Source organism: Candidatus Poriferisodalis sp. (assembly GCF_965198245.1).
Classification (GTDB): domain Bacteria; phylum Actinomycetota; class Acidimicrobiia; order Acidimicrobiales; family Poriferisodalaceae; genus Poriferisodalis.
In genome coordinates, this window is record NZ_OZ240249.1 from 3,867,378 (window position 1) to 3,885,926 (window position 18,549).

General features: G+C 65.3%; 22 protein-coding genes. 9 read left to right on the forward strand and 13 right to left on the reverse strand.

All coding sequences use genetic code 11. The features are described from left to right. Positions 1-30 precede the first annotated feature (30 nt). Complete coding sequence (locus tag ACOCMM_RS17190) at positions 31-168, forward strand: hypothetical protein (RefSeq protein WP_419554351.1); 138 nt, start codon at positions 31-33, stop codon at positions 166-168. 332 nt (positions 169-500) lie between these two features. After that, positions 501-659, forward strand: coding sequence for a hypothetical protein (locus ACOCMM_RS17195; RefSeq protein ID WP_419554352.1), 159 nt, complete (start codon positions 501-503; stop codon positions 657-659). 51 nt (positions 660-710) lie between these two features. Here the strand turns inward: ACOCMM_RS17195 and ACOCMM_RS17200 are convergent, their stop codons facing one another. Next, complete coding sequence (locus ACOCMM_RS17200; protein WP_419554353.1) at positions 711-1,325, reverse strand: plasmid pRiA4b ORF-3 family protein; 615 nt, start codon at positions 1,323-1,325, stop codon at positions 711-713. 432 nt (positions 1,326-1,757) lie between these two features. On the opposite strand from ACOCMM_RS17200, the gene ACOCMM_RS17205 reads away from it, so the two are divergent. Further along, entirely contained in the window at positions 1,758-1,916 is a 159-nt protein-coding gene (locus ACOCMM_RS17205) for a hypothetical protein (RefSeq protein ID WP_419554354.1), read from the forward strand. A 303-nt stretch (positions 1,917-2,219) separates the two neighbouring features. Here the strand turns inward: ACOCMM_RS17205 and ACOCMM_RS17210 are convergent, their stop codons facing one another. Genes ACOCMM_RS17210 through ACOCMM_RS17220 form a run of 3 tightly spaced genes read right to left on the reverse strand, consistent with a single transcriptional unit; the run spans position 2,220 to position 3,900 of the window. Next, positions 2,220-2,774, reverse strand: coding sequence for an RES family NAD+ phosphorylase (locus ACOCMM_RS17210; protein WP_419554355.1), 555 nt, complete (start codon positions 2,772-2,774; stop codon positions 2,220-2,222). A 2-nt stretch (positions 2,775-2,776) separates the two neighbouring features. Beyond that, positions 2,777-3,130 carry an antitoxin Xre/MbcA/ParS toxin-binding domain-containing protein gene (locus ACOCMM_RS17215; RefSeq protein WP_419554356.1) on the reverse strand — a complete coding sequence of 118 codons (354 nt, stop codon included), beginning with the start codon at positions 3,128-3,130 and terminating at the stop codon, positions 2,777-2,779. Positions 3,131-3,159: 29 nt separating this feature from the next. Further along, on the reverse strand, positions 3,160-3,900 hold the full coding sequence (locus ACOCMM_RS17220; RefSeq protein WP_419554357.1) for a plasmid pRiA4b ORF-3 family protein: 741 nt from the start codon (positions 3,898-3,900) through the stop codon (positions 3,160-3,162). Positions 3,901-4,123: 223 nt separating this feature from the next. Between ACOCMM_RS17220 and ACOCMM_RS17225 the strand changes: the two genes are divergently transcribed. Both ACOCMM_RS17225 and ACOCMM_RS17230 read left to right on the forward strand, forming a co-directional pair. Beyond that, positions 4,124-4,321: a type II toxin-antitoxin system HicA family toxin gene (locus ACOCMM_RS17225; protein WP_419554358.1), complete on the forward strand. Its 198-nt coding sequence runs from the start codon at positions 4,124-4,126 to the stop codon at positions 4,319-4,321. Between the two features lie 3 nt (positions 4,322-4,324). Continuing rightward, positions 4,325-4,813, forward strand: a complete 489-nt coding sequence (locus ACOCMM_RS17230) for a type II toxin-antitoxin system HicB family antitoxin (RefSeq protein WP_419554359.1) — start codon at positions 4,325-4,327, stop codon at positions 4,811-4,813. 353 nt (positions 4,814-5,166) lie between these two features. Here the strand turns inward: ACOCMM_RS17230 and ACOCMM_RS17235 are convergent, their stop codons facing one another. Further along, a complete protein-coding gene (locus tag ACOCMM_RS17235; RefSeq protein WP_419554360.1) occupies positions 5,167-6,330 on the reverse strand; it encodes an RCC1 domain-containing protein in 1,164 nt (387 codons plus the stop codon). A gap of 356 nt (positions 6,331-6,686) precedes the next feature. Beyond that, a complete protein-coding gene (locus ACOCMM_RS17240; RefSeq protein WP_419554361.1) occupies positions 6,687-7,799 on the reverse strand; it encodes an LLM class flavin-dependent oxidoreductase in 1,113 nt (370 codons plus the stop codon). A gap of 285 nt (positions 7,800-8,084) precedes the next feature. On the opposite strand from ACOCMM_RS17240, the gene ACOCMM_RS17245 reads away from it, so the two are divergent. Next, complete coding sequence (locus ACOCMM_RS17245; RefSeq protein ID WP_419554362.1) at positions 8,085-8,828, forward strand: helix-turn-helix domain-containing protein; 744 nt, start codon at positions 8,085-8,087, stop codon at positions 8,826-8,828. A 27-nt stretch (positions 8,829-8,855) separates the two neighbouring features. Here the strand turns inward: ACOCMM_RS17245 and ACOCMM_RS17250 are convergent, their stop codons facing one another. The 3 genes from ACOCMM_RS17250 to ACOCMM_RS17260 are packed head-to-tail and all read right to left on the reverse strand — an operon-like array spanning position 8,856 to position 12,147. After that, positions 8,856-10,127, reverse strand: a complete 1,272-nt coding sequence (locus ACOCMM_RS17250) for a CaiB/BaiF CoA transferase family protein (protein ID WP_419554363.1) — start codon at positions 10,125-10,127, stop codon at positions 8,856-8,858. Continuing rightward, positions 10,127-11,377: a CaiB/BaiF CoA transferase family protein gene (locus ACOCMM_RS17255; RefSeq protein ID WP_419554364.1), complete on the reverse strand. Its 1,251-nt coding sequence runs from the start codon at positions 11,375-11,377 to the stop codon at positions 10,127-10,129. The genes ACOCMM_RS17250 and ACOCMM_RS17255 overlap by 1 nt, the downstream gene beginning before the upstream one ends. Before the next feature lie 23 nt (positions 11,378-11,400). Beyond that, entirely contained in the window at positions 11,401-12,147 is a 747-nt protein-coding gene (locus tag ACOCMM_RS17260) for a lysophospholipid acyltransferase family protein (protein ID WP_419554365.1), read from the reverse strand. Positions 12,148-12,266: 119 nt separating this feature from the next. Between ACOCMM_RS17260 and ACOCMM_RS17265 the strand changes: the two genes are divergently transcribed. The 3 genes from ACOCMM_RS17265 to ACOCMM_RS17275 all read left to right on the forward strand — a co-directional run bounded on the left by ACOCMM_RS17265 (position 12,267) and on the right by ACOCMM_RS17275 (position 15,166). Beyond that, positions 12,267-12,437 carry a hypothetical protein gene (locus tag ACOCMM_RS17265; protein ID WP_419554366.1) on the forward strand — a complete coding sequence of 57 codons (171 nt, stop codon included), beginning with the start codon at positions 12,267-12,269 and terminating at the stop codon, positions 12,435-12,437. Between the two features lie 84 nt (positions 12,438-12,521). Further along, the gene (locus ACOCMM_RS17270; RefSeq protein ID WP_419554367.1) at positions 12,522-13,415 is read left to right on the forward strand and encodes a MaoC/PaaZ C-terminal domain-containing protein; all 894 of its coding nucleotides are present in this window, start codon (positions 12,522-12,524) and stop codon (positions 13,413-13,415) included. A 149-nt stretch (positions 13,416-13,564) separates the two neighbouring features. Continuing rightward, positions 13,565-15,166, forward strand: a complete 1,602-nt coding sequence (locus ACOCMM_RS17275; protein ID WP_419554368.1) for an ATP-binding protein — start codon at positions 13,565-13,567, stop codon at positions 15,164-15,166. 112 nt (positions 15,167-15,278) lie between these two features. Here the strand turns inward: ACOCMM_RS17275 and ACOCMM_RS17280 are convergent, their stop codons facing one another. From ACOCMM_RS17280 to ACOCMM_RS17295, 4 genes are all read right to left on the reverse strand, one after another. After that, positions 15,279-16,889 (reverse strand): M1 family aminopeptidase, encoded by a 1,611-nt coding sequence (locus tag ACOCMM_RS17280; RefSeq protein WP_419554369.1) that lies wholly within the window; start codon positions 16,887-16,889, stop codon positions 15,279-15,281. A gap of 85 nt (positions 16,890-16,974) precedes the next feature. Then, on the reverse strand, positions 16,975-17,652 hold the full coding sequence (locus tag ACOCMM_RS17285) for a dienelactone hydrolase family protein (protein ID WP_419554370.1): 678 nt from the start codon (positions 17,650-17,652) through the stop codon (positions 16,975-16,977). A gap of 74 nt (positions 17,653-17,726) precedes the next feature. Then, positions 17,727-18,158, reverse strand: coding sequence for a type II toxin-antitoxin system VapC family toxin (locus ACOCMM_RS17290; RefSeq protein ID WP_419554371.1), 432 nt, complete (start codon positions 18,156-18,158; stop codon positions 17,727-17,729). Further along, positions 18,155-18,451 (reverse strand): transcriptional regulator, encoded by a 297-nt coding sequence (locus ACOCMM_RS17295; RefSeq protein ID WP_419554372.1) that lies wholly within the window; start codon positions 18,449-18,451, stop codon positions 18,155-18,157. The genes ACOCMM_RS17290 and ACOCMM_RS17295 overlap by 4 nt, the downstream gene beginning before the upstream one ends. Positions 18,452-18,549 lie beyond the last annotated feature (98 nt).

Below are 18,549 nucleotides of genomic sequence, written 5' to 3' on the forward strand. Positions count from 1 at the left end.
GCTCGGCGACGCGGGCTGGCAGTCGAGTTCGTGCCGGCGAGTGGCAAGGGCAGCCATGCCGGAATCTGGCTGGGAGACCGACGAACATTCATGCCGACAGGCGAGCTGCGACCGGGGACGCTCCGCTCGATGCTGAGAGACCTCGACATCGACAAGAAGGACTTCTGAGCAATGCGATACGCCTATCCGTGCGATGTCGTGCCCGATGAAGAGGAAGCCCGCCTGACAGGGTGCGAGGCCTACAACGCGTCATTTCCCGATGTGCATGGAGCGCACACATGCGGATCGACAGCAGAAGAGATGACAGACCGACTGCAGGACTGCCTTGAAACCGCTTTGGGCGGTTATCTGCACGACAGTGAAGACCTCCCCGAGCCGAGCAGCGCCGGGCTCGGTCAGATCCTGGTTGCTGTGTCTCCCGCTGTGGCCGCGAGACTGGCCCTGTACACGGCAATGCGCTCGCAAGCCGTCACAGCCAGAGCCTCGCTCACCGACTCGGCGTGCGTCCTGCAAGGATCCGGCGCCTCATTGACCCACACCGCCCTGCCAAGCTCCCCGCACTGGAAGCCGCACTTGCAGCCCTCGGCCTGTCATTGGTCGCCGAGGCCGTTCCCAGGGCACAGCACGTCGAGTACACCCTCGCCCAGCCCACCATCTGACGCGCCCGCCGGCCGACCTGACGCCCGGAACCCAACGGGCTACGAACCTGGTCAGGGCCGACCGAGCAGCGTCCGTACTGCCTCGTTGGCGGCCTCGAGGTCAAAGGCATTCGGGTCGTACTGGCTCGAGTTGAACGGCTGCTCTTGGATTTCGCGCATCCACTCGACCATCTCTTCGTGGTCCCGATGGCGCGGATCGGCCAGCGCTTCGCACATCTCGGCGTAGCTCCAGATGCCGCCGCAGTCCTCGGGCGGGCACAGCCCGTGACCGCCGATGCAGGCTAGGCCCCGGATTCCCTGTCCTTCGTCGGGCCGGATCTTCACCAGCTCGATCCGGTGGTGCCACGAGTCGCCGAAGTCGTACTCGTACTCGATCTCGTCGCCTCGTTCGGCAAGAACCTCCGACACACGGACCTTCGACTCTTCGGCGAAGTCCAAATCGCTCAGGGTGGTATCGCCGTAGGTGGTCCCGCTGCGATCTGTGAAGGCATGCAGATGGCAGTCCTGCCAACCCATCGCGAGCTGGATGACGACATGGAGATCCCCCAACGTGGCCTGCCCGGGCACCAACACGCGACGGTCGACTTGCACATGGGCACCGTCGAGGGTGATGAGCAGATCGAAGAGCGGCATTTCCTCGGGCTCAGAAGTGCGCGCGGCGCTCAACGCTGCGCTCCGCACGGTCGCCGGCTGGCCACTCGCTCTGCGTGACTGGTCGCGTCGTCGTCGACTTTCGAGTTCGCAGAGATCAGTTTGAGTCTCATGTGGGGCCCCTGTCCGCCACGCTCGGACGGCGCAGCGGCGAACATCATGGCCGGTCAGCGTCACGTGTTCCTGCCAGTCGAAAATCGCTTGCCGCGCGCTAGCGACCTGACTGGCACGGCGAGCCGTGACCGACCAGGAATTCCTCCGCCGCTACGCTCGCAAGCGCCCGATGCAGATCGACTACCGACCCGACCGTGGCAAGGGCAGTCACGCTCAAATCCGGTTCGGCGCGCGCACGACAAGCGTGCGGCGCGGAGAACTCGGCCCTGGTCTGCTGCGCAAAATGCTGCGTGATCTCGACGTCGAGCAGCCGTACTGGCGCGTCGCATCGGCATGCGTCCCTCGCGCGCCGATCGTCTCACCGACATCTTCCGGCTCGCAAAGCCCGATGAGGTCGAACGAGCCCTCGCGGCCCTCGGCCTGCAGATGGTCAGCGAAGCCATTCCCCTGGAGCAGTGGGCGCCGAGCCCCGAACCCGCCCCAGCCCTCTGAACAGCCCGCGCTGCCTCGAGCCGCTGGCAGTATTCGAGGGCTACGGAACATGCTGTGGCAGCTTGCCGCCTGACGCACCAGTCGATCTTGACATGCGCGGCGGCGAACATCATGGCCGGTCAGCCGTCAAGGTGACCGCTCAGAAAAAAAGTTGACGCGAAGCAGTTGCGGCGGTGGCCTTACCGCGCATATCCGACCGGAGCCGAGCCAAGCTGCGCGGACTGCTCGCAGCCGGGGACCCCAGCGGCGAAGTCCGCGACGCATAGCACGCCAAGACGCGAATAGCCGAATTGGGTGTAGCTGTCACGCAGGTGTCAGGCGGGGATCGCTGGGCAGGGATTCCCAGCGCTCAACCGACACGATTTCGAGGGAATCTGCTGGCCGAGTGCGCTGCACGAATACTGCGAGCGTTTCGCCCTGACCGGTCGCGGCCGGTGCGATGATTCCGCCGAGTCCGAGCTGATGTGCGACGCGGCCGACTTGTTGGCAGGCCTCGTAGTCGCCGATTGGCGAGTTGAGATCGGCAGTAGTGAGCCCGACGCGGCCAAGCGCGCCAGGGTCCCGCAGGTCGAGTATTCGGCTGAGCTGCACGCGGCAGGTGATGAGGTTCCTGGGGCCGACCATGTCAGCGGTCAAGCGGCCTTCGAGATCGACATCGACAAGATGCCGGTACGCCTCGATCACGATGGAGTCCGTCGGCCGTCCTAGGTAAAGGACCCCGAATTCGCCGCTGGGCCCCCATCGCCCTCCCGACGTCGAGCCGGCCAACGCACGGATCCTCGGCGAGGTGTGCCGCTGGAAGACACCGTCGACTGAGATCGTGTCCGCTGGGCTGATGCCCGCGGTGGGTTCGGGCAACGTTAGGTCGTCCCGTGGGTGAGCGATTCGACCGCGTCGATGACCTCGCTGAACCCGCCTCTGCGGAGCACCTCGATGGGGCGTCGGCCGTCGAAGAGCCGGTTCCTGGAGTGGAGCCAGATCTCGGCGCCTTCGGGGGTATAGACCTCCTCGAGCTGATCGACGACGTAGTAGAGGTCGACTAGGTGGTCGCGGCTCGCTGCGGAAGGCCGTGAGCTCCCTGCGGCCCAGTGCTGGACTTGGCGCTCGCCCACGCCGACGATCTCGGCGAGTTCTGAAGACGAGACGCCGACATCGCGTATCTTCTCGACGACGAGCGCGTAGCTCTCGCCTGCGGTGCTGGCTGCTTCGGTCATCGGATGCCCCATGCTCGCCTTGATGACACTCAGCATAGCAGATTTGATGTCGTAGTAGATTTCGCTTTGGTATCGCCAACAAGTCCGCTTCGTGACTGCCGCGCTGTTTCGTCGGTCGTGTCGCGGGTCAGTTCGAGCGCCTCGAGCGCCCGGTGAACCTCGCAGAACCGTCGGCCGCACGCGTCACACACCATGCACCGCCGTCGCCGCACCGGCGTCACCGGCCGCCTCGAGAGCTCCAGGTCACGGACCTCACGTTCCCGGCGGTCATGACACCGCCAGATGGGCGTCCACCAGCCGGGGCACCTCGGACGCGACACCGTCGACCCCACCCGCACCATCAGCCGCTCAGGCACGTCCACAACCACCCCACCGCCGATGCAGGCTAGGCCCCGGATTCCCTGTCCTTCGTCGGGCCGGATCTTCACCAGCTCGATCCGGTGGTGCCACGAGTCGCCGAAGTCGTACTCGTACTCGATCTCGTCGCCTCGTTCGGCAAGAACCTCCGACACACGGACCTTCGACTCTTCGGCGAAGTCCAAATCGCTCAGGGTGGTATCGCCGTAGGTGGTCCCGCTGCGATCTGTGAAGGCATGCAGATGGCAGTCCTGCCAACCCATCGCGAGCTGGATGACGACATGGAGATCCCCCAACGTGGCCTGCCCGGGCACCAACACGCGACGGTCGACTTGCACATGGGCACCGTCGAGGGTGATGAGCAGATCGAAGAGCGGCATTTCCTCGGGCTCAGAAGTGCGCGCGGCGCTCAACGCTGCGCTCCGCACGGTCGCCGGCTGGCCACTCGCTCTGCGTGACTGGTCGCGTCGTCGTCGACTTTCGAGTTCGCAGAGATCAGTTTGAGTCTCATGTGGGGCCCCTGTCCGCCACGCTCGGACGGCGCAGCGGCGAACATCATGGCCGGTCAGCGTCACGTGTTCCTGCCAGTCGAAAATCGCTTGCCGCGCGCTAGCGACCTGACTGGCACGGCGAGCCGTGACCGACCAGGAATTCCTCCGCCGCTACGCTCGCAAGCGCCCGATGCAGATCGACTACCGACCCGACCGCGGCAAGGGCAGCCACGCCAGAACTTGGCTCGGCGACAGGGCAACAACGTTGTCCAAGGGTGAACTGCAGCCCGGCAAGCTGCGGGCCATGCTCCGGCAGCTCGGCATCGACAAGGTGGAGTTCTGATCAATGAGGTACTCCTACCCATGCGAGGTAGTGCTGGACGACGAGGAGGCCGAGACCACAGGTCGAGAGGCCTACGTCGCAACTTTTCCTGACGTGCCACCCGCCATCACCGGCGGCTGGTCGGTGCAGGAAGTAAACGGCCACCTGCGGGACTGCCTCGAGACGGCGCTGAGCTTCTGCATCGACAACAACGAATCCCTACCAGAGCCAAGCGAGCCCGAGCCCGGTCAGGTGCTCGTCGCAGTGTCAGCGCCAGTCGCAGCACAGTTAGCCCTGCATGAGGCCATGCGAGCTGAGGGCGTCACGGCAACAGAACTTGCGCGCCGCATCGGCATGCGCCCCTCACGTGCTCGTCGTCTCACCGACATATTCCGCCCCGCCAAGCCCAGCGAGATCGAACGAGCGCTCGCCGCTGTGGGCCTGCACATGATCAGCGAAACCGCCCCGCTCAAACAGTGGACACCGAGCCCGGATCGCGCCCCAGCCCTCTGAACCAACGTAACGCGCCCGAGCCCGGTCAGCTGCTCGTGACCGTGTGCCCCACCGCTGCCAGCCAGTTCGCGCTGTACACCGCGTTGCGCGAGCAGGGCGTCACGATCGAATCGCTGGCAGATCGCCTCGGGATGCGCCCGCGGTGAGCCAGGCGCCTCATCGACGTCCATCGCCCCGCTAGGCCGGCTGATGTTGAACGGGCACTCACGGCGCTCGGCAGGACGCTGTGAGTCGAGGATCAGCCGATGGATCAGGCAATCACCGCTCGCTCTAGCTGAGAACCGAACCGCCATCGACCAACCATCCGGGCGTAGTGACTCTGGGCCAGACGCACACGGCAACCCCGCACTGGACTAGGGGTTTCCGAACCGTCCTGCAGGTGCGTCTGTCTGGCCAACGTTGTTGCGCCCCCAGCAGACAATTGTCCCATCTGTACGGATCGCACACGAATAGCCACCACCAGCGGCAATTGAGATGTAGGTGCCGCTTGGCGCGCGCAATTGGCCGAATTCGTTGTCACCCCAGCACACGATGGCCTGATCAATACGGATCGCGCACGAGTACGCTCCACCGGCAGCGACAGCGGTATAGGTGCCACTCGGCCCATCCAACTGACCTTCATCGTTATCGCCCCAACAGGCGATTGTCTGATCGGTGCCGAGAGCGCACGAATGCACAAGGGTCGCGGCAATTGCTGTATACGTGCCACTCGGCGCATCCAACTGACCGAAGTCGAGTTCGCCTCCGTCGTTCACACCCCAACAGATGATTGTCTGGTCAGTGCGGATCGCGCACGAGTGCGCAATGCCGGCAGCGACAGCGGTGTAGGTGCCACGAGGTGCATCCAACTGACCGATGCTGTTGCGACCCCAGCAGTTGATGGACTTGTTGGTGCGGATCGCACATGTGTAGTCGTAGCCTGCAGCGATGGCGACATAGGTACCACTCGGCGCAACCGACTGACCGAACCTGTTTGAGCCCCAGCAGTTGATGGACTTGTTGGTGCGAATCGCACAGGAATGGAAAAAGCCGGCAGCGAGAGTGTCGTAAGTGCCACCGGGCGCGCCAGCTTGGCCATCACCGTTAGCGCCCCAACAACTGACCGTCTGATCGGTGCGAATTGCGCACGAATGGACGCCGTTGACGGCGACGGTGCCGACAGCAGTCGCGTTAGAGCTGCGGGTCGGTGATGCCGTCTGGGGCGCGGTGCGCCTGGTGAGTTCGCCGATGTCGCCGCTGGGGTCAGCAGCGACCGCTCCTACTAGGCGAGCTGTGTGCCAGCGGTCAACGCCAGCGAGACGCACCATCGTCCTGCCAGCCACCTTCGCGGCAGGCACGGCGCCAGTGCCGCCCACGATCCAGCCCTCCGGCTCGGCAGTTTCGAGTCGAGCACGTTGATCGGCGGTCATCGGGTCATCGCGCGGTCCGGCGAGAACGATGCACCTGGTGCCGACTACTCCTGCCAGGGTGACTGCGGCGTAGATGTCAGATTGTGCGGCGTCGTCCGAACCGACCACTATTGGCACCTGCCCACTGCAATCTGCCGTGGCCTCGGGTGGCAGCCTCGGAGCAGCGGCGGCTGGTGCGGCATGCACAGCGGTCAACGCAATTGCCAACACAATTCCGACAAGTACCCCATTCCCGCGGGATGTCATGAACTCTCCTTATAGGAAAGTGTGTGAGCTTAGTGACCCGCGGTGATTCACACTGGGTTTCGCGCTGGCCGTAGGACTTCACCAAGCCCGCTGTGTTCCAGCGCCGTCCCGCATAGCGCGGGCATCGAACAAGCGCTCCAGCGGCAACCGCGTACCGGATGCGGAAGTTTCCTTTGCGAGCACCTGGGATGCGAAGCGCTCTAGTTGCCGCGATGTGATCAGGCAGCAGCGGCTGCCAACTCGGTGGCGGCGAGGCCCACCGGCGGGGCGTCCCACTCCTTGAGCACGGGAAGCACCTCGGCGGCAAACAGGTCGCGGTTGCGGCGCGCCTCCGTCCAGTTCATACCGGCGAAGCAGAGGTTCGGGAAGAACGCCGCCATGTCGATCTTGTCCCTGATGACTTGGAGCTTCTCGAGCACCTGGTCGGGCGTGCCGTATGGCATCAACCGGGTGAAGTCCTCGGCTGCGCCGCGGGCGCCGTGGCGGTCGATGTACTTCGAGATGCCCTCGTAGAACTCGTAGCCCTTGACACCCTCGTGCGGCCGCTTGGGGCCGAACTCGTAGTGCTTCATCACCGTGCCGTAGTAGTTGCCGATGTGCTCCATCGCCTTCTCTTCGGCACGTTCTGCGTTGGTGTCGACCCAGCAGAACCCGCCTAACAGCGGGGGCGGGGGCGGCGCGGTGTGGTGTCTAGCCCATTCGCCGTGATAGGCGGCGAAGTCAGACTCGACAATCTCCCAAGGCTTCTGGGGGATCACCAGCAGCCCGATGCCCAGCTGCGCCATGAGCGGCATGCCTTCGGGCGACACGGCAGCGGCGTAGGTGCGGCCCTTGAAGGAATGCTCGGGCTTGGGACGAATCTCGCGGCGGGGCTGGGTGACGAATTCGCCATCGTGCTCCACGTAGCCCTGTTCGAGGCCTTCGATGATCATCTTGGCGTACTCCAGGAAGCGCTCCCGGCTGGTGTTCATGTCGACACGGAAGCCCTCGTACTCGACGCGGGCCAGGCCGCGCCCGATGCCGAGGATGAGACGGCCGTCGGAGAGGTTGTCGAGCATGGTCACCTGTTCGGCGACGCGCATCGGGTCGTGCCAGGGCAGCACGATGACGGCGGTGCCGAGTTGCAGGTTCGTCTTCCCGGCAACCCAGGTCAGGAACTGCACAGGATCGGGGCACATCGTGTAGTCGGTGAAGTGATGCTCCACCGTCCAGATCGAGTCGAAGCCGAGATCCTCGGCTTCGGAGACCATGCGGATCTCCTGGTCCCAAACCTCTCGGTCCGGGAGTGCGTTCTCTGGGTTCTGGAAGACGGCCGAGTAACCGACATGCATGACGTGCTCCCCTTTCGGATCTTCCCGAGACTGTCAGTGGGCTGTCGGGGCGCCCGTGCTCAGGCGATCCAGCGATGCTGGCGACTTCGAGGCTAGGCCACAGCGCCCTGGGCTCGCTCAGATAGCCCCGGGGCTTGCAAGCCAACCCAGAGTTTCCCAGCGCGCGCATGCCAACCCGGCGTGTGCAGGCCTATCCGGCGCGCTTCGGTCGCATCAGCCAAACTGTGCGGCGCATACGTGTTCGACGACTGGCGGCGAGGGCCTGCGTCATAGGGAGGATTCGTCATGGAGACGGCAGCGGTTGCGCGCAGCATGCGCGGCTCAGTGGGAATGCTGGCGATGGACTGGTTGATGGACCCGTCGACGCTCGAAAAGGCGGCCCAGCGCGGCATGGCGGAAGGCTTCGGGGCCTACGCAACCGGTCGGCTCGGTGTCTTGGGCGAATGCCCGGTTGACAACGTCGTCGGCGCTGCCTTCTTCTGGGCTCCCGACAAGATGCGTTCGATGGTGGCGCAAGGACGGGCGGTCATGAAGCCGTCCGAGGGAGCGCTGATCTGGGCCGACATCTGCGCCGAGTACGGTGAGAAGCGGCTCGCCGGCATGGAAGGCGCCGAACGTCTTGGCGAGTTGCTCGAGCGGGTCGTGGACTCCGCCGTTCCCCAAGGTGCTCCGACATTTGTCGGCTGGCGAGACTTGCCACGGCCCGGCGAGCCCGGGCCAGCCCGTGCGTTCTTCATGGCCCAGATCATGCGGGAGCTGCGCTTCGGTCGACACGCCGTCGCGGTGCAGGCGCTGGACATGAGGCCGCTTGAGGCGATCCTGTCAGGCCCCGCGGGCGAGTGGAACGCCGAGTTCTTCGGTTGGGAGCGGCCGTATCCCGACGTCAGCCACCTCACCGATGCACGCGACGAGATCGAGTCGCTGACCGACAAGCTGCACGCCCCCGACTTCGAGTGCCTGACTCCCGACGAGCGCGCCGAAGTGCGAGAGCTCGCCAAGGCGGCCCGCTTCCACAACCCCGACGAGTAGCTGAGGCTGGGCGCTGCATTGCAGCACTCAGTCGGCGAGAAGATCTTGGTGCTCGCCGAGGCGAGGCGCCCGCGTCGCGCGCCACGGCGTCGCCGAGAACTGGTAGGGCGCGCCCGGGTACGTGACAGGGGTGCCGTCGTGGTCGATTTCGACGGGGAAGCCTCGGGCCACGAAGTGTTCATCGGCGAGCATCTCCTCGGGTGAGTAGACGATGCCGCAGGCGAGGCCTTTCGCCTGCAAGCCAACGAAGAGCTCGTGCGCTCCGAGCCGCTCGGCCAGGAAGTTGATGGTGTCGCGCCCGGCGCCGAACACCTCGGCGCCGAGCGGATCTGCGTCGAGGTGCAGGATGTCGATCAGCTCGTAGGCCTCGCCTAGCTTCAGCAGTTCGGTGTAGGGGCACTGGTCAGTCAAGTCCAGCTCGGCAACCCACTCAGCCAGCGCAGCAAATTCCGGTCCGCGCCGAGGCGGCACCCCGGTGTTCAGCCAGCGCCCGTCCGCGCAACGAACCTGTGTGGGCTCGGAGATCTGCGGGAGCGCGTGACGGCCGGTCTGGCGCTGCACATCGATCTGCTGGTTCAGCCAGAAGTAGGTCGCGAACTCACAGGTCACGTTCGCGGTGGCGAGCATGGACACATCGATGAGCTGGCCGCGGCCCGAGTCTTCCCGCCATAACAGCGCGGCCATCAGCGTCGCGACGGCGTAGTGGCACGCCATCTGCAGGCCCTGGTTCCCGCCGCCGCGGACCGGGGGGATGGTGTGATCGTCGTAGCCGCACGACCACGCGGGACCCCCTTCGGCCAAAACCGTCAGGTCGGTGGCGGGCGGATCGGACCGCTGTCGACCGTTGTGCGTGATCGACACCCAGATGAGCCGCTCGTTGCGCCCGCTGGCATCGGGCGAGGTTTGGGCCGCATCGGCTGCCGCACTCGGAACCGCTCGCCCTAGTTGGCTCCAATCGAGGCCGAGCGCCGCAAGGCGGCCGAGCGGCTCGGCCTCGATCACGACGTCGGATGTGCTTACCAAGCGCCGGAAGTCACCCGCGCCCTCGGCGCTGTCGAGGTCTGCCACCACTGAGCGCTTCGAGGTGTTGTAGTGCCACCACCACAGGGCACTCTCGGGATCCGGACTGTCGCCTGCAAATGGCTCGTAGGCGCGCATCGGCGACCCGCCGGGCGGCTCCACGACGATCACATCGGCGCCCATGTCGGCAAGCAGCTTGCCCGCGAGCGCACATCGCTCCGACGTCAGCTCGATGACCCGAACGCCGTCAAGCGGGCGTGTACCGGCAGCCGAGGCCATTAGATGACGCCCTCTGCGGCCAGCGCAGCTAGCTCAGCGTCGCTGCGGCCCAACACCTCGCCGAACACGTAGCGGTTGTCCTCGCCCAGACATGGCGCGGCGCGTCCGATCGCCCAATCAGTCTCGGACAGGCGAACCGGCAGGCCCTCGACGCGGGTGTCGCCCACCTCCCGGTGCGGAACCGTGACCCACAGCCCCCAGTCCTTGGTACGCGGATCGCCGTCGATGCGTTCGCTGGGGCGCAGCACCGGTGCCGCGGGTACGCCCGCGGCAATGAGGTGCTGCGAGACATCGTGCCTGACCCGCGTCACCGTCCACTCCCCAACCAGGCGCTCCAGCTCGTCCTCCTGCGCCAATCGGCCGGCGAGGCGAGTCCATCGCTCGTCGGCGGTCCACGGCTCGTCGACGGCATCGGCGAACCGCTGCCAGTCCTCGTCGTTGCGGACGGCGATCGCCGCCCACTCGTCGCCGCCGTTGCACGCAAAGATGCCGTGGGGCGCCATCGCCGGCGACTGCGAACGGTTGCTATTGGGCATCTCGGGCCGACGCGCTGGCCGGCCATTCACGGAGAAGTCCAGCGATGCTGCGCCGTGCAGGGTTCCCGCCGCCTCGATGCAGGCCAAGTCCACCCACTGGCCCTCGCCGGTGCGCCGACGATGAAACAGCGCCATGCCGACCGCGATCGCCATGTAGTAGGCGCCGGTGTGATCCATGAACGAGTAGCCCCAGCCGGCAGGCGGCAGATCGGGCAGGCCGGACTGGAACGTCAGGCCGGACACCGCCTGGGCAATCGGGCCCCACGACCGGAAGCTGGCATAGGGACCATTCGCACCGAAGCCGCTGTTCGAGACGTAGACGATGTCGGGCTTGATGGCACACAGCGCCTCGTAGCCGAAGCCGAGGCGGTCCATCACACCGGCTGCGAAATTCTCGGTGACCGCGTCGCTGACCGCGACGAGTTCAGCGAGCAGCTCCTTCGCCCGGTCGTCTCGCAGGTTGAGCGTAATACCCAGCTTTCCGGCGCTGTGATTGTTGAACGAGCCCCCGGCTTCGATGCCGCGGTGCTCGCCCACGAACGGCTGGGTGCCCCGCAGGATGTCCCAACGGCCCTGCCGCACGGGGTCTTCAATGCGGATCACCTCCGCACCGAGGGCCGCCAGGATCTTGGTGGCGCCAGCGCCCGCAAGCTGCCCGGTGAAGTCGCAGATGCGGATGCCAGCTAGCGCTCCGGGCTCGGGCTTCGGCCACACCGGTGAAAGGTGATCGGGTCTCATCACGGCACAAGATCGCGCATCGGCGTGCGCCCACGGCCGGGCTCGTTCGCCAGCGCTCGTGCACTCCGCTGGCAGTCCTCCAGCGCGTCCCGCAACGTCGCTGTCCACGCAGTCATGTCAGGTCGCCGGGCACGTCCCCCGTCTGGCCCGCTCGGCGGTGCCAGGGGTTCGCCCACCACGATCGCCACCTGTGTCCTCTTGGGGAACTTCGCGCCGCTGGGCATGGCCTCGCGTGTGCCGGCGACTCCCACAGGCAGCACTGGAGCCCCCGACTTGGCCGCCAGCCACGCAGTGCCATCGAAGATGGGGCCGATGTCATCGGAGGGCTGTCGCGTCCCTTCAGGAAAGACCAGCATCGCCGCGCCGTCTCGCAGCAATTGCAGCGCTGCACGCATTGCGTCGAGGTCGGCCTCGCCGCGCCGCACTGGGAACGTCCCGATCGAGCGCATGAACCAGCCGAGCGGCTTGGGATGGAAGAGCTCCTCTTTGCCCAGGTAGCGAACTTGATGATGGGTGAGGCTCCCGACGAGTGGGCCGTCGAGGTGGCTGCGGTGAACGGACGCGTAAATCAATGGGCCGTTCGCTCGCAGGCGCTCCTGCCCTGTGGCTCGCACGCGGAACATTCGGTACAGCACGATGCGAATGAGCCCGCGCGCCGCCCGCCACGCCCGATAGCCGGCGGTGCCGTCGGCGGCCAGCAAACCTCCTGGGCCGCGCAATCTCCATCTGTTCGCCCGTCTCGGCACACAGTGATTCTGGCGTTTCGAAGGCACCGCGCGACGACATGGGGACCGCGCAAGAAAGGTATGCAAGAAATGGCGAATACCGCGAACACTTTTTCTGCGGTCAGACTTACAGTGAAGTCATGACCCGACTGACGATCCCCGATCACGCCGAGTTCCGTCGGCAACGGATCGCACGTCGGCGTCGGATCGACGGACACACCGTCTGCACCCGCCCGTCGCAGCCAAGCGAGCTGTGCCGGCGCATGCTGAAGGTGCTCACCGCCGTCCGGCGCCCGCCCTGCGGTTACTGAGCTCGACAATCCCGCCGACCGCCAGTCGGCGGGGCCTCGCGGCATCACTACGCTCGTGCCCGCGAACAGCGGGGGTTTGACAGCATGCCAGTACCGACAGACATGGTGGGCGAGGTGATCGGGCCGGTCACCCATGATGTGGACGCCCGCTGGACGATGGCCTACTCAGCGTCGCTGGACGACACCCACGATTGCTATTTCGACACGCTTTCTGACGACGGCGTCGTGGCGCACCCGATGTTCGCGGTGTGTCCCGAGTGGCCGGCCATCGTGGCAGGCCGTGACGTTTCGGCCCGCTGGGGCATCAGCCTCGACGAGATCCGGCGCTCGGTGCATGCCACGCACGACTTGACCGTGCACCGCCTGGTGCGACCGGGCGACCGGCTGACGACCAGCCTCACCTACTCCGGCATGGAGCAACGCAAGCCGGGCACGTTTCAGACGATGCGGCTCGACACCGTCGACGCCAACGGCGACCCGATCGCAACGACGTATCAGGGCGGCATCTACCTCGGCGTCGAAACCGTCGGCCCCGATCGCCCCGACCCTGACGCGCCCGCAGAGCCGGATTTCAGCGATCTGCCAGCCGAGCCTCTCATTGAGCTTCCGGTGCCCGTGGCTCACGGAGCGGCACATGCCTACACGGAGTGCGCTCGCATCTGGAATCCGATCCACACCGACGCCGCCGTCGCGCGCAAGGCCGGGCTGCCCGGCATCATCCTGCATGGCACCGCCACCCTGGCTCTCGGCGTCTCGGCCGTCGTCGACGCGGTTGCCGACGGGGATCCGAACCGGGTTCGCCGCATCGTCTGCCGCTTCCGCGCCATGGTGCTCATGCCGTCGACGATCACGGTCCGGATTCACGACCTGACACCAGTGACCGGCCTCGGAGATGCCGCCGAAGCAGCCCGTTTCGAAGTGCTGAACGCCGAAGGCGGCCCAGCAGTAGACCGCGGCGTGATTCTGCTGAGCGGCTGAGCCGTCAGCGGACGAGCACACGACTGGTCTTCACCCGTACGAACCATGCAAACCATTGTACATTTATGACATATTTGTCGTATAGCTGACTGCAAGAGATAAGTATGTCATATCCGCTTTTTCATCCTCGTCATGACGCGCCTGTTCCGATGGTGATGACTGCCGAGGATCTTCGTGCCGCATTTCCGGCAGAAAGCGAGCACGTCGAATTCAAAGAGGGGCTGTCGGTCAAGGAGTTGCGCCGCGCGATCGTGGCGTTCTCGAACACCGACGGCGGCGTGATTCTGCTCGGCGCTAGCGACGACGGCACGGTGAAAGGCTTCGTGCTCACCTCGAAAGGCAGCGCGCAGCTCAACAACAACGTGTTCGGAGGGGTGGTCAACCCGGGTCGCTACGAAGTCCGCCAAATCGCAGTCGATGACAAGCCGGTCGTAGTGGTTTCGATCGCAAACCGTACCGAAGGCTTCGCTCAGCTCTCCGACGGCAGCGTCCTCGGTCGCTTCGGGGCTTCGAACCGTGCGTTGCTCGGCGAAGATCTGATCCGGCTCGTCAGTCGGCGCTCTCTGGGGCGCTTCGACACCACACCGACGGGAATTCCGCTGAGCAGCGCCGCCCCCGAACTCGTTGACCAGTTGGCTTCGGCGTGGGGTTGGCACACCGACGGCAGAACGGAGCGGATGATCGAGCACGGTCTGGTCGCACTCGAAGGTCCCGAGCCCAGACTCACGGTCGCCGGGGCGTTACACCTGCTGCCTGAACCCCACGCCGTGCTGGGAAAGGCTTACATCGAGATCTTCCGCTATCGAGGCGAGGCGACCGAGCCGGATCGACGCATCGAAATCATGGGACCGATCGCCGACCAGCTCGAAGCAGCTACCTCGGCCGTCTTGGATGAAATCGGCATCGACTACGTCGTGATTGGTACGCAGCGCCACGATCTGCCACGCCTGCCCGAAGTCGTCCTGCGAGAGGCCATCGCGAACGCAGTCGCGCATCGCTCCTATGAAGCGAAGGGCACCGCGGTCCGCATCGAGCTTCACGATGATCGAGTGGTCGTGACCTCTCCAGGCGGTTTGCCGGAGCCAGTCACGGTCGCGAATATCCGGGAACAGTACGCCGCCCGGAATCTGGCCGTCATTGACACGCTCCGACGCTATGGACTGGCCGAGGACGCCGGTCGCGGTGTGGACGTCATGCAAGACGAGATGGCCGAACATCTCCTGGAACCGCCGGAGTTCCTCGACAACGGCCACTCGGTATCGGTCACCCTTCGCACGGTCGGTGCGGTGACACCGCTCGAGCGGGCATGGGTATCCGAACTCGAACAGCGGGGATCGCTCGCCGGGGCCGACCGATTGATCCTGGTTCACGCAGCACGGGGCGTTGAGCTCACCAATTCAGTCGTGCGTGACATCCTCGGCGTCGACAGCGTGCAAGCGCGTCAGGCACTTCAGCGCTTGCGGGACGCGAGGTTGCTGACTCAGCTCGGCCAGCGCGGCGGCGCGACGTATGTCGCCAGCGACGAACTCGGCGCGCCGGCAGGATTGCGACTGTCCGACGACGAGATCGACACGTTGGTTCTCGCTCTTGCTCAAGAAGGCCCGCTTACGAACACAGCGGTGCGTGAGCGGTTGACCGTGGACCGCCTACAAGCTCTGCGCTTTCTGAGTCGGCTTGTATCTGCCGGCCAGCTGGTGCGACATGGTCAGCGGCGAGGTACCTACTACACGCTGCCGGGCCCGCCCGGTTAGTGGTTATGACATAGTTGTCAGTTGTTGACAAGAATTTGCTAACTATGTCATAAAGGGCGCATCATGCCCCAGAGAAGCGCGATCGCGGGCGGCCCAGCAGTAGACCGCGGCGTCATTCTGTTATCTCGCTGACGGGCGGGGAGTCGCCCAGGGTCGACGGCACGTCGGTGTCGTAGAGCCACGCCTCGACAAGTCCCACGGCGCCGGCACCGGCCAGTTCTTCCACGACGGCCAAGAACTCGGCGGTGTTGGTCGTGCCCCCAGCTGACGATTCGTAGTGGCGTCGCAAGATGTCGAAGAACACGTCGTCGCCGACGCGGCGGTGCAGGGCATGCAGCGTCAACATCGCCCTCCGATACACCGCGTTGAAGTCGAACAGCTGCGCCACCGTGATGCCGCCGGTCGGTGCTGCTCCCGCAAACGTCGCCGTCTCCAGCTCTCGAGCCATGAGAGCCTCCAGATCCTCGCCTTGCACCTCAGCTAGGTACAGGAAGCTCAGGTAGTGAGCGAAGCCCTCATGCAGCCAGATGTCGCTCCAATCGGCCACGGTCACCGAGTTGCCGAACCACTGGTGCGCCAACTCGTGGGCGATGATCTGCGAGCCGAGCGTCTGGGTGCCGTGCAGCGAGAGCGTCTGGTTCTCCATGGCGAAGCCCAGGGTGAACGGCATCACGATCGTGCCATAGGCATCGAACGGGTAGGGGCCGAGCAGCTCCTCGAAGTACTCGATGGCTCCGGGTGTGATCGACAACGCCTCGAGCGTCGCCTGCCGCTGGGGCTCGGACAGCGACCGCGGAATGTAGTCACGGATGAGCAGGTCGTCGCGGGACGCTTGGGCGTGGCGCTCAAATTCGCCGACATACACCGCTGCCAAGTACGGCGCCATCAGATCGTCCATCTGCCAGGTCGCGGTACGACGGTCGTTGAGCACGATCTCGTCGACGAGAAGCCCGTTCGAAGCTGCCGTCAGGTGTTCCGGCACGGTGATGCGGATGGTAAAGGTCGCTTTGTCAGTGGGGTGATTGTTTGACGGGAACCACGTCATCGAGCCCGACGGCTCGTTGGAGGTGAAGACCACGCCGTTGACGCCGAACCAGCCGATGCGAACGAACGGCACACCAGGATCTCTGATTCGTTCGGGTGTGCCCGCATAGGCCACTTCGACCGTGAAGCTTGCGTCGGCGGGGATTGACTCCGCCGGCTGGACAATCAGCTCGGCCCGCTCGCGGGCGAAGCCGACTGGGACGCCGTCGACCTTCACCGTGCTCACCTCGAGGCCGAAGAGATCGAGGTAGATCGTCGTGAGATCCTCAGTCGCAACGGCGTGAACAGTTGTCAGGCCGTCGATCGTGTTGGCGACGGGATCCACATCGAGCGAGAGGTCGTAGTGGGTGACGTCATAGCCGCTGTTGCCGAGCCACGGGTAGAAGCTGTCGCCTGCGCCCGCACCCGGTGGCGGCGTTGCATCCGCTTCGTCGTCTGAAACGGGCGGCGCCGCTGTCGTCGACGTGGCGGGTGCTTCTGGCTCGGCGGCCGTCGTGGATGGCACCGCCAATGCCGTTGTCGGCGGGGGCGCCACCGTCGTGGAAGGGACGACGACCGCGATGGTCGTCGTCGCCGCCGGCAGTGTGGTCGCGGCCCGCTCGTTTTCGGCGGCACTGCATGCTGAGGCGGCCAGCGCGATCGCCGTTGCGATTGTCAATCCTGACGCCAGCCTGCGCATCGGCGTCATCCTCTCAGGCGTTGTTCGTGGCGCGTCGTCAGCCCGGCGAATTGCTGGGATGCGGGCGCTCTGGCCCGCTGGACGGCTAGCTCAGGTGCTCAGCGAAGTGAGTCAGCGTGCGCTGCTTCGCCAGTGCCGCGGCATCGGGGTGGAAGCTGGAGCGGGCATCGCAGTTGAAGCCGTGGTCTGCCCCATCGTAGATGTGCACGGCGATGTGCCCCCAGCGTTCAGCGATCGCGTGCACGTTCTCCAGCGGGATGCCGTGATCCTCGGTGCCGAAGTGCAGCAGCAGCGGCGCTTCCGGACGCTCGTCGAGGTGCGGCATGATCTGCCCGCCGTAGTAGCCCGAAGCGGCCGAGATCTTGCCGGCCAGGCGAGCTGAGGCCACGTAGCACATCGAGCCGCCCCAGCAGTAGCCGACAACGCCGACCTTGCCGCCCTCAGATGCACAGTCGGCGGCTGCTGAGATGTCGGCCATGACCTGGTCCACCGTGAGATTGTCGAAGGCGATCTTGCGGCCCACGTCGATGCCCTCCGCGTCGTAGCCGAGCTCGACGCCGCCGCGCACACGGTCGAAGAACGCCGGCGCCACGGCGAGGTAACCATCCGCGGCGTAGCCATCGGCAACGCTGCGGATGTGGTCATTCACACCGAAGATCTCCTGCACGACCACGACGCCGCCCTTCGGCGCGCCCGCAGGCTCGGCCCGGTAAGCGCTGATCGTCGCGCCATCAGAAGCTGTCAATTCGATCGTCTGTCCCATGGCGCAAATGTCTAGCGGACCCACCCCGCGACAATCGGTGCTGCGGCTCTCGGCGATTGCGATTTCGTGCGCACTCACCACAGGAGCATGAGACCTTCGGCCACGGCGGCATCAGTGAGCTGCTCATCAAAGCAGCCGAATGGACATCTGCCGATGAGGCGAGATGCGGCCAGCGCCGACGCAAGCTGCACGGCGTCGTAGGCACGAAGCGGGTGACGGGCTACGAGATCGATTGCTGAGCGAAGGATGTCTTCGCCTACCCCGATGAGGACGGTGTCGCTGTCCCGGGTGGAAGCGGAGATATCGGTCAGGAATCGCCAGCACAAGACCTGAGCGTCGGTTGCGGAGATTTCACCGACGCGATGCTTGCGCCATAACGCGGCTGGGACCTCCACAGCAGCCAGGTCGCTGGCGATCATCGGCTCCGAGACGGCTTGGACCAAGTCGCTTCCTGGCTCGTTGGCGTAGCGCTTGACGAGAGCGGATGAATCGAGGAATACCGTCACCGATTGGCGCGAACCAGTTCAGACAGCGGTGTTCCCTGACCGGCTCGTTGGCGGGCGGCGGCAACCGCGTCGTCATCGGGTCGCACAATGTCGCGAGCTTCAAAGTCAGAGAGAAGGCCAGCGAGTCTGAGGCGCGATCTGATCTCCTCGATTGCGTTCGATGAGAGTGAGGGGTCAGTTGCCGCCTGCACGATCCGGGTGAGGTACTCGTTCATCGAGATGCGCTGGTCCTGGGCACTCATCTTTACCCGGGCGACGAGTTCCTCGTCTGCTCGCCAAGTGATCTGCTGCATGACTGCATGGTAGCAGTCATGCAGTCATGCAGATTGCGACCTGGGAGTCTGTTGATCGATTGGCCGGGTAGTTCGTGTGTTGGGGCCGTGCGCGATGC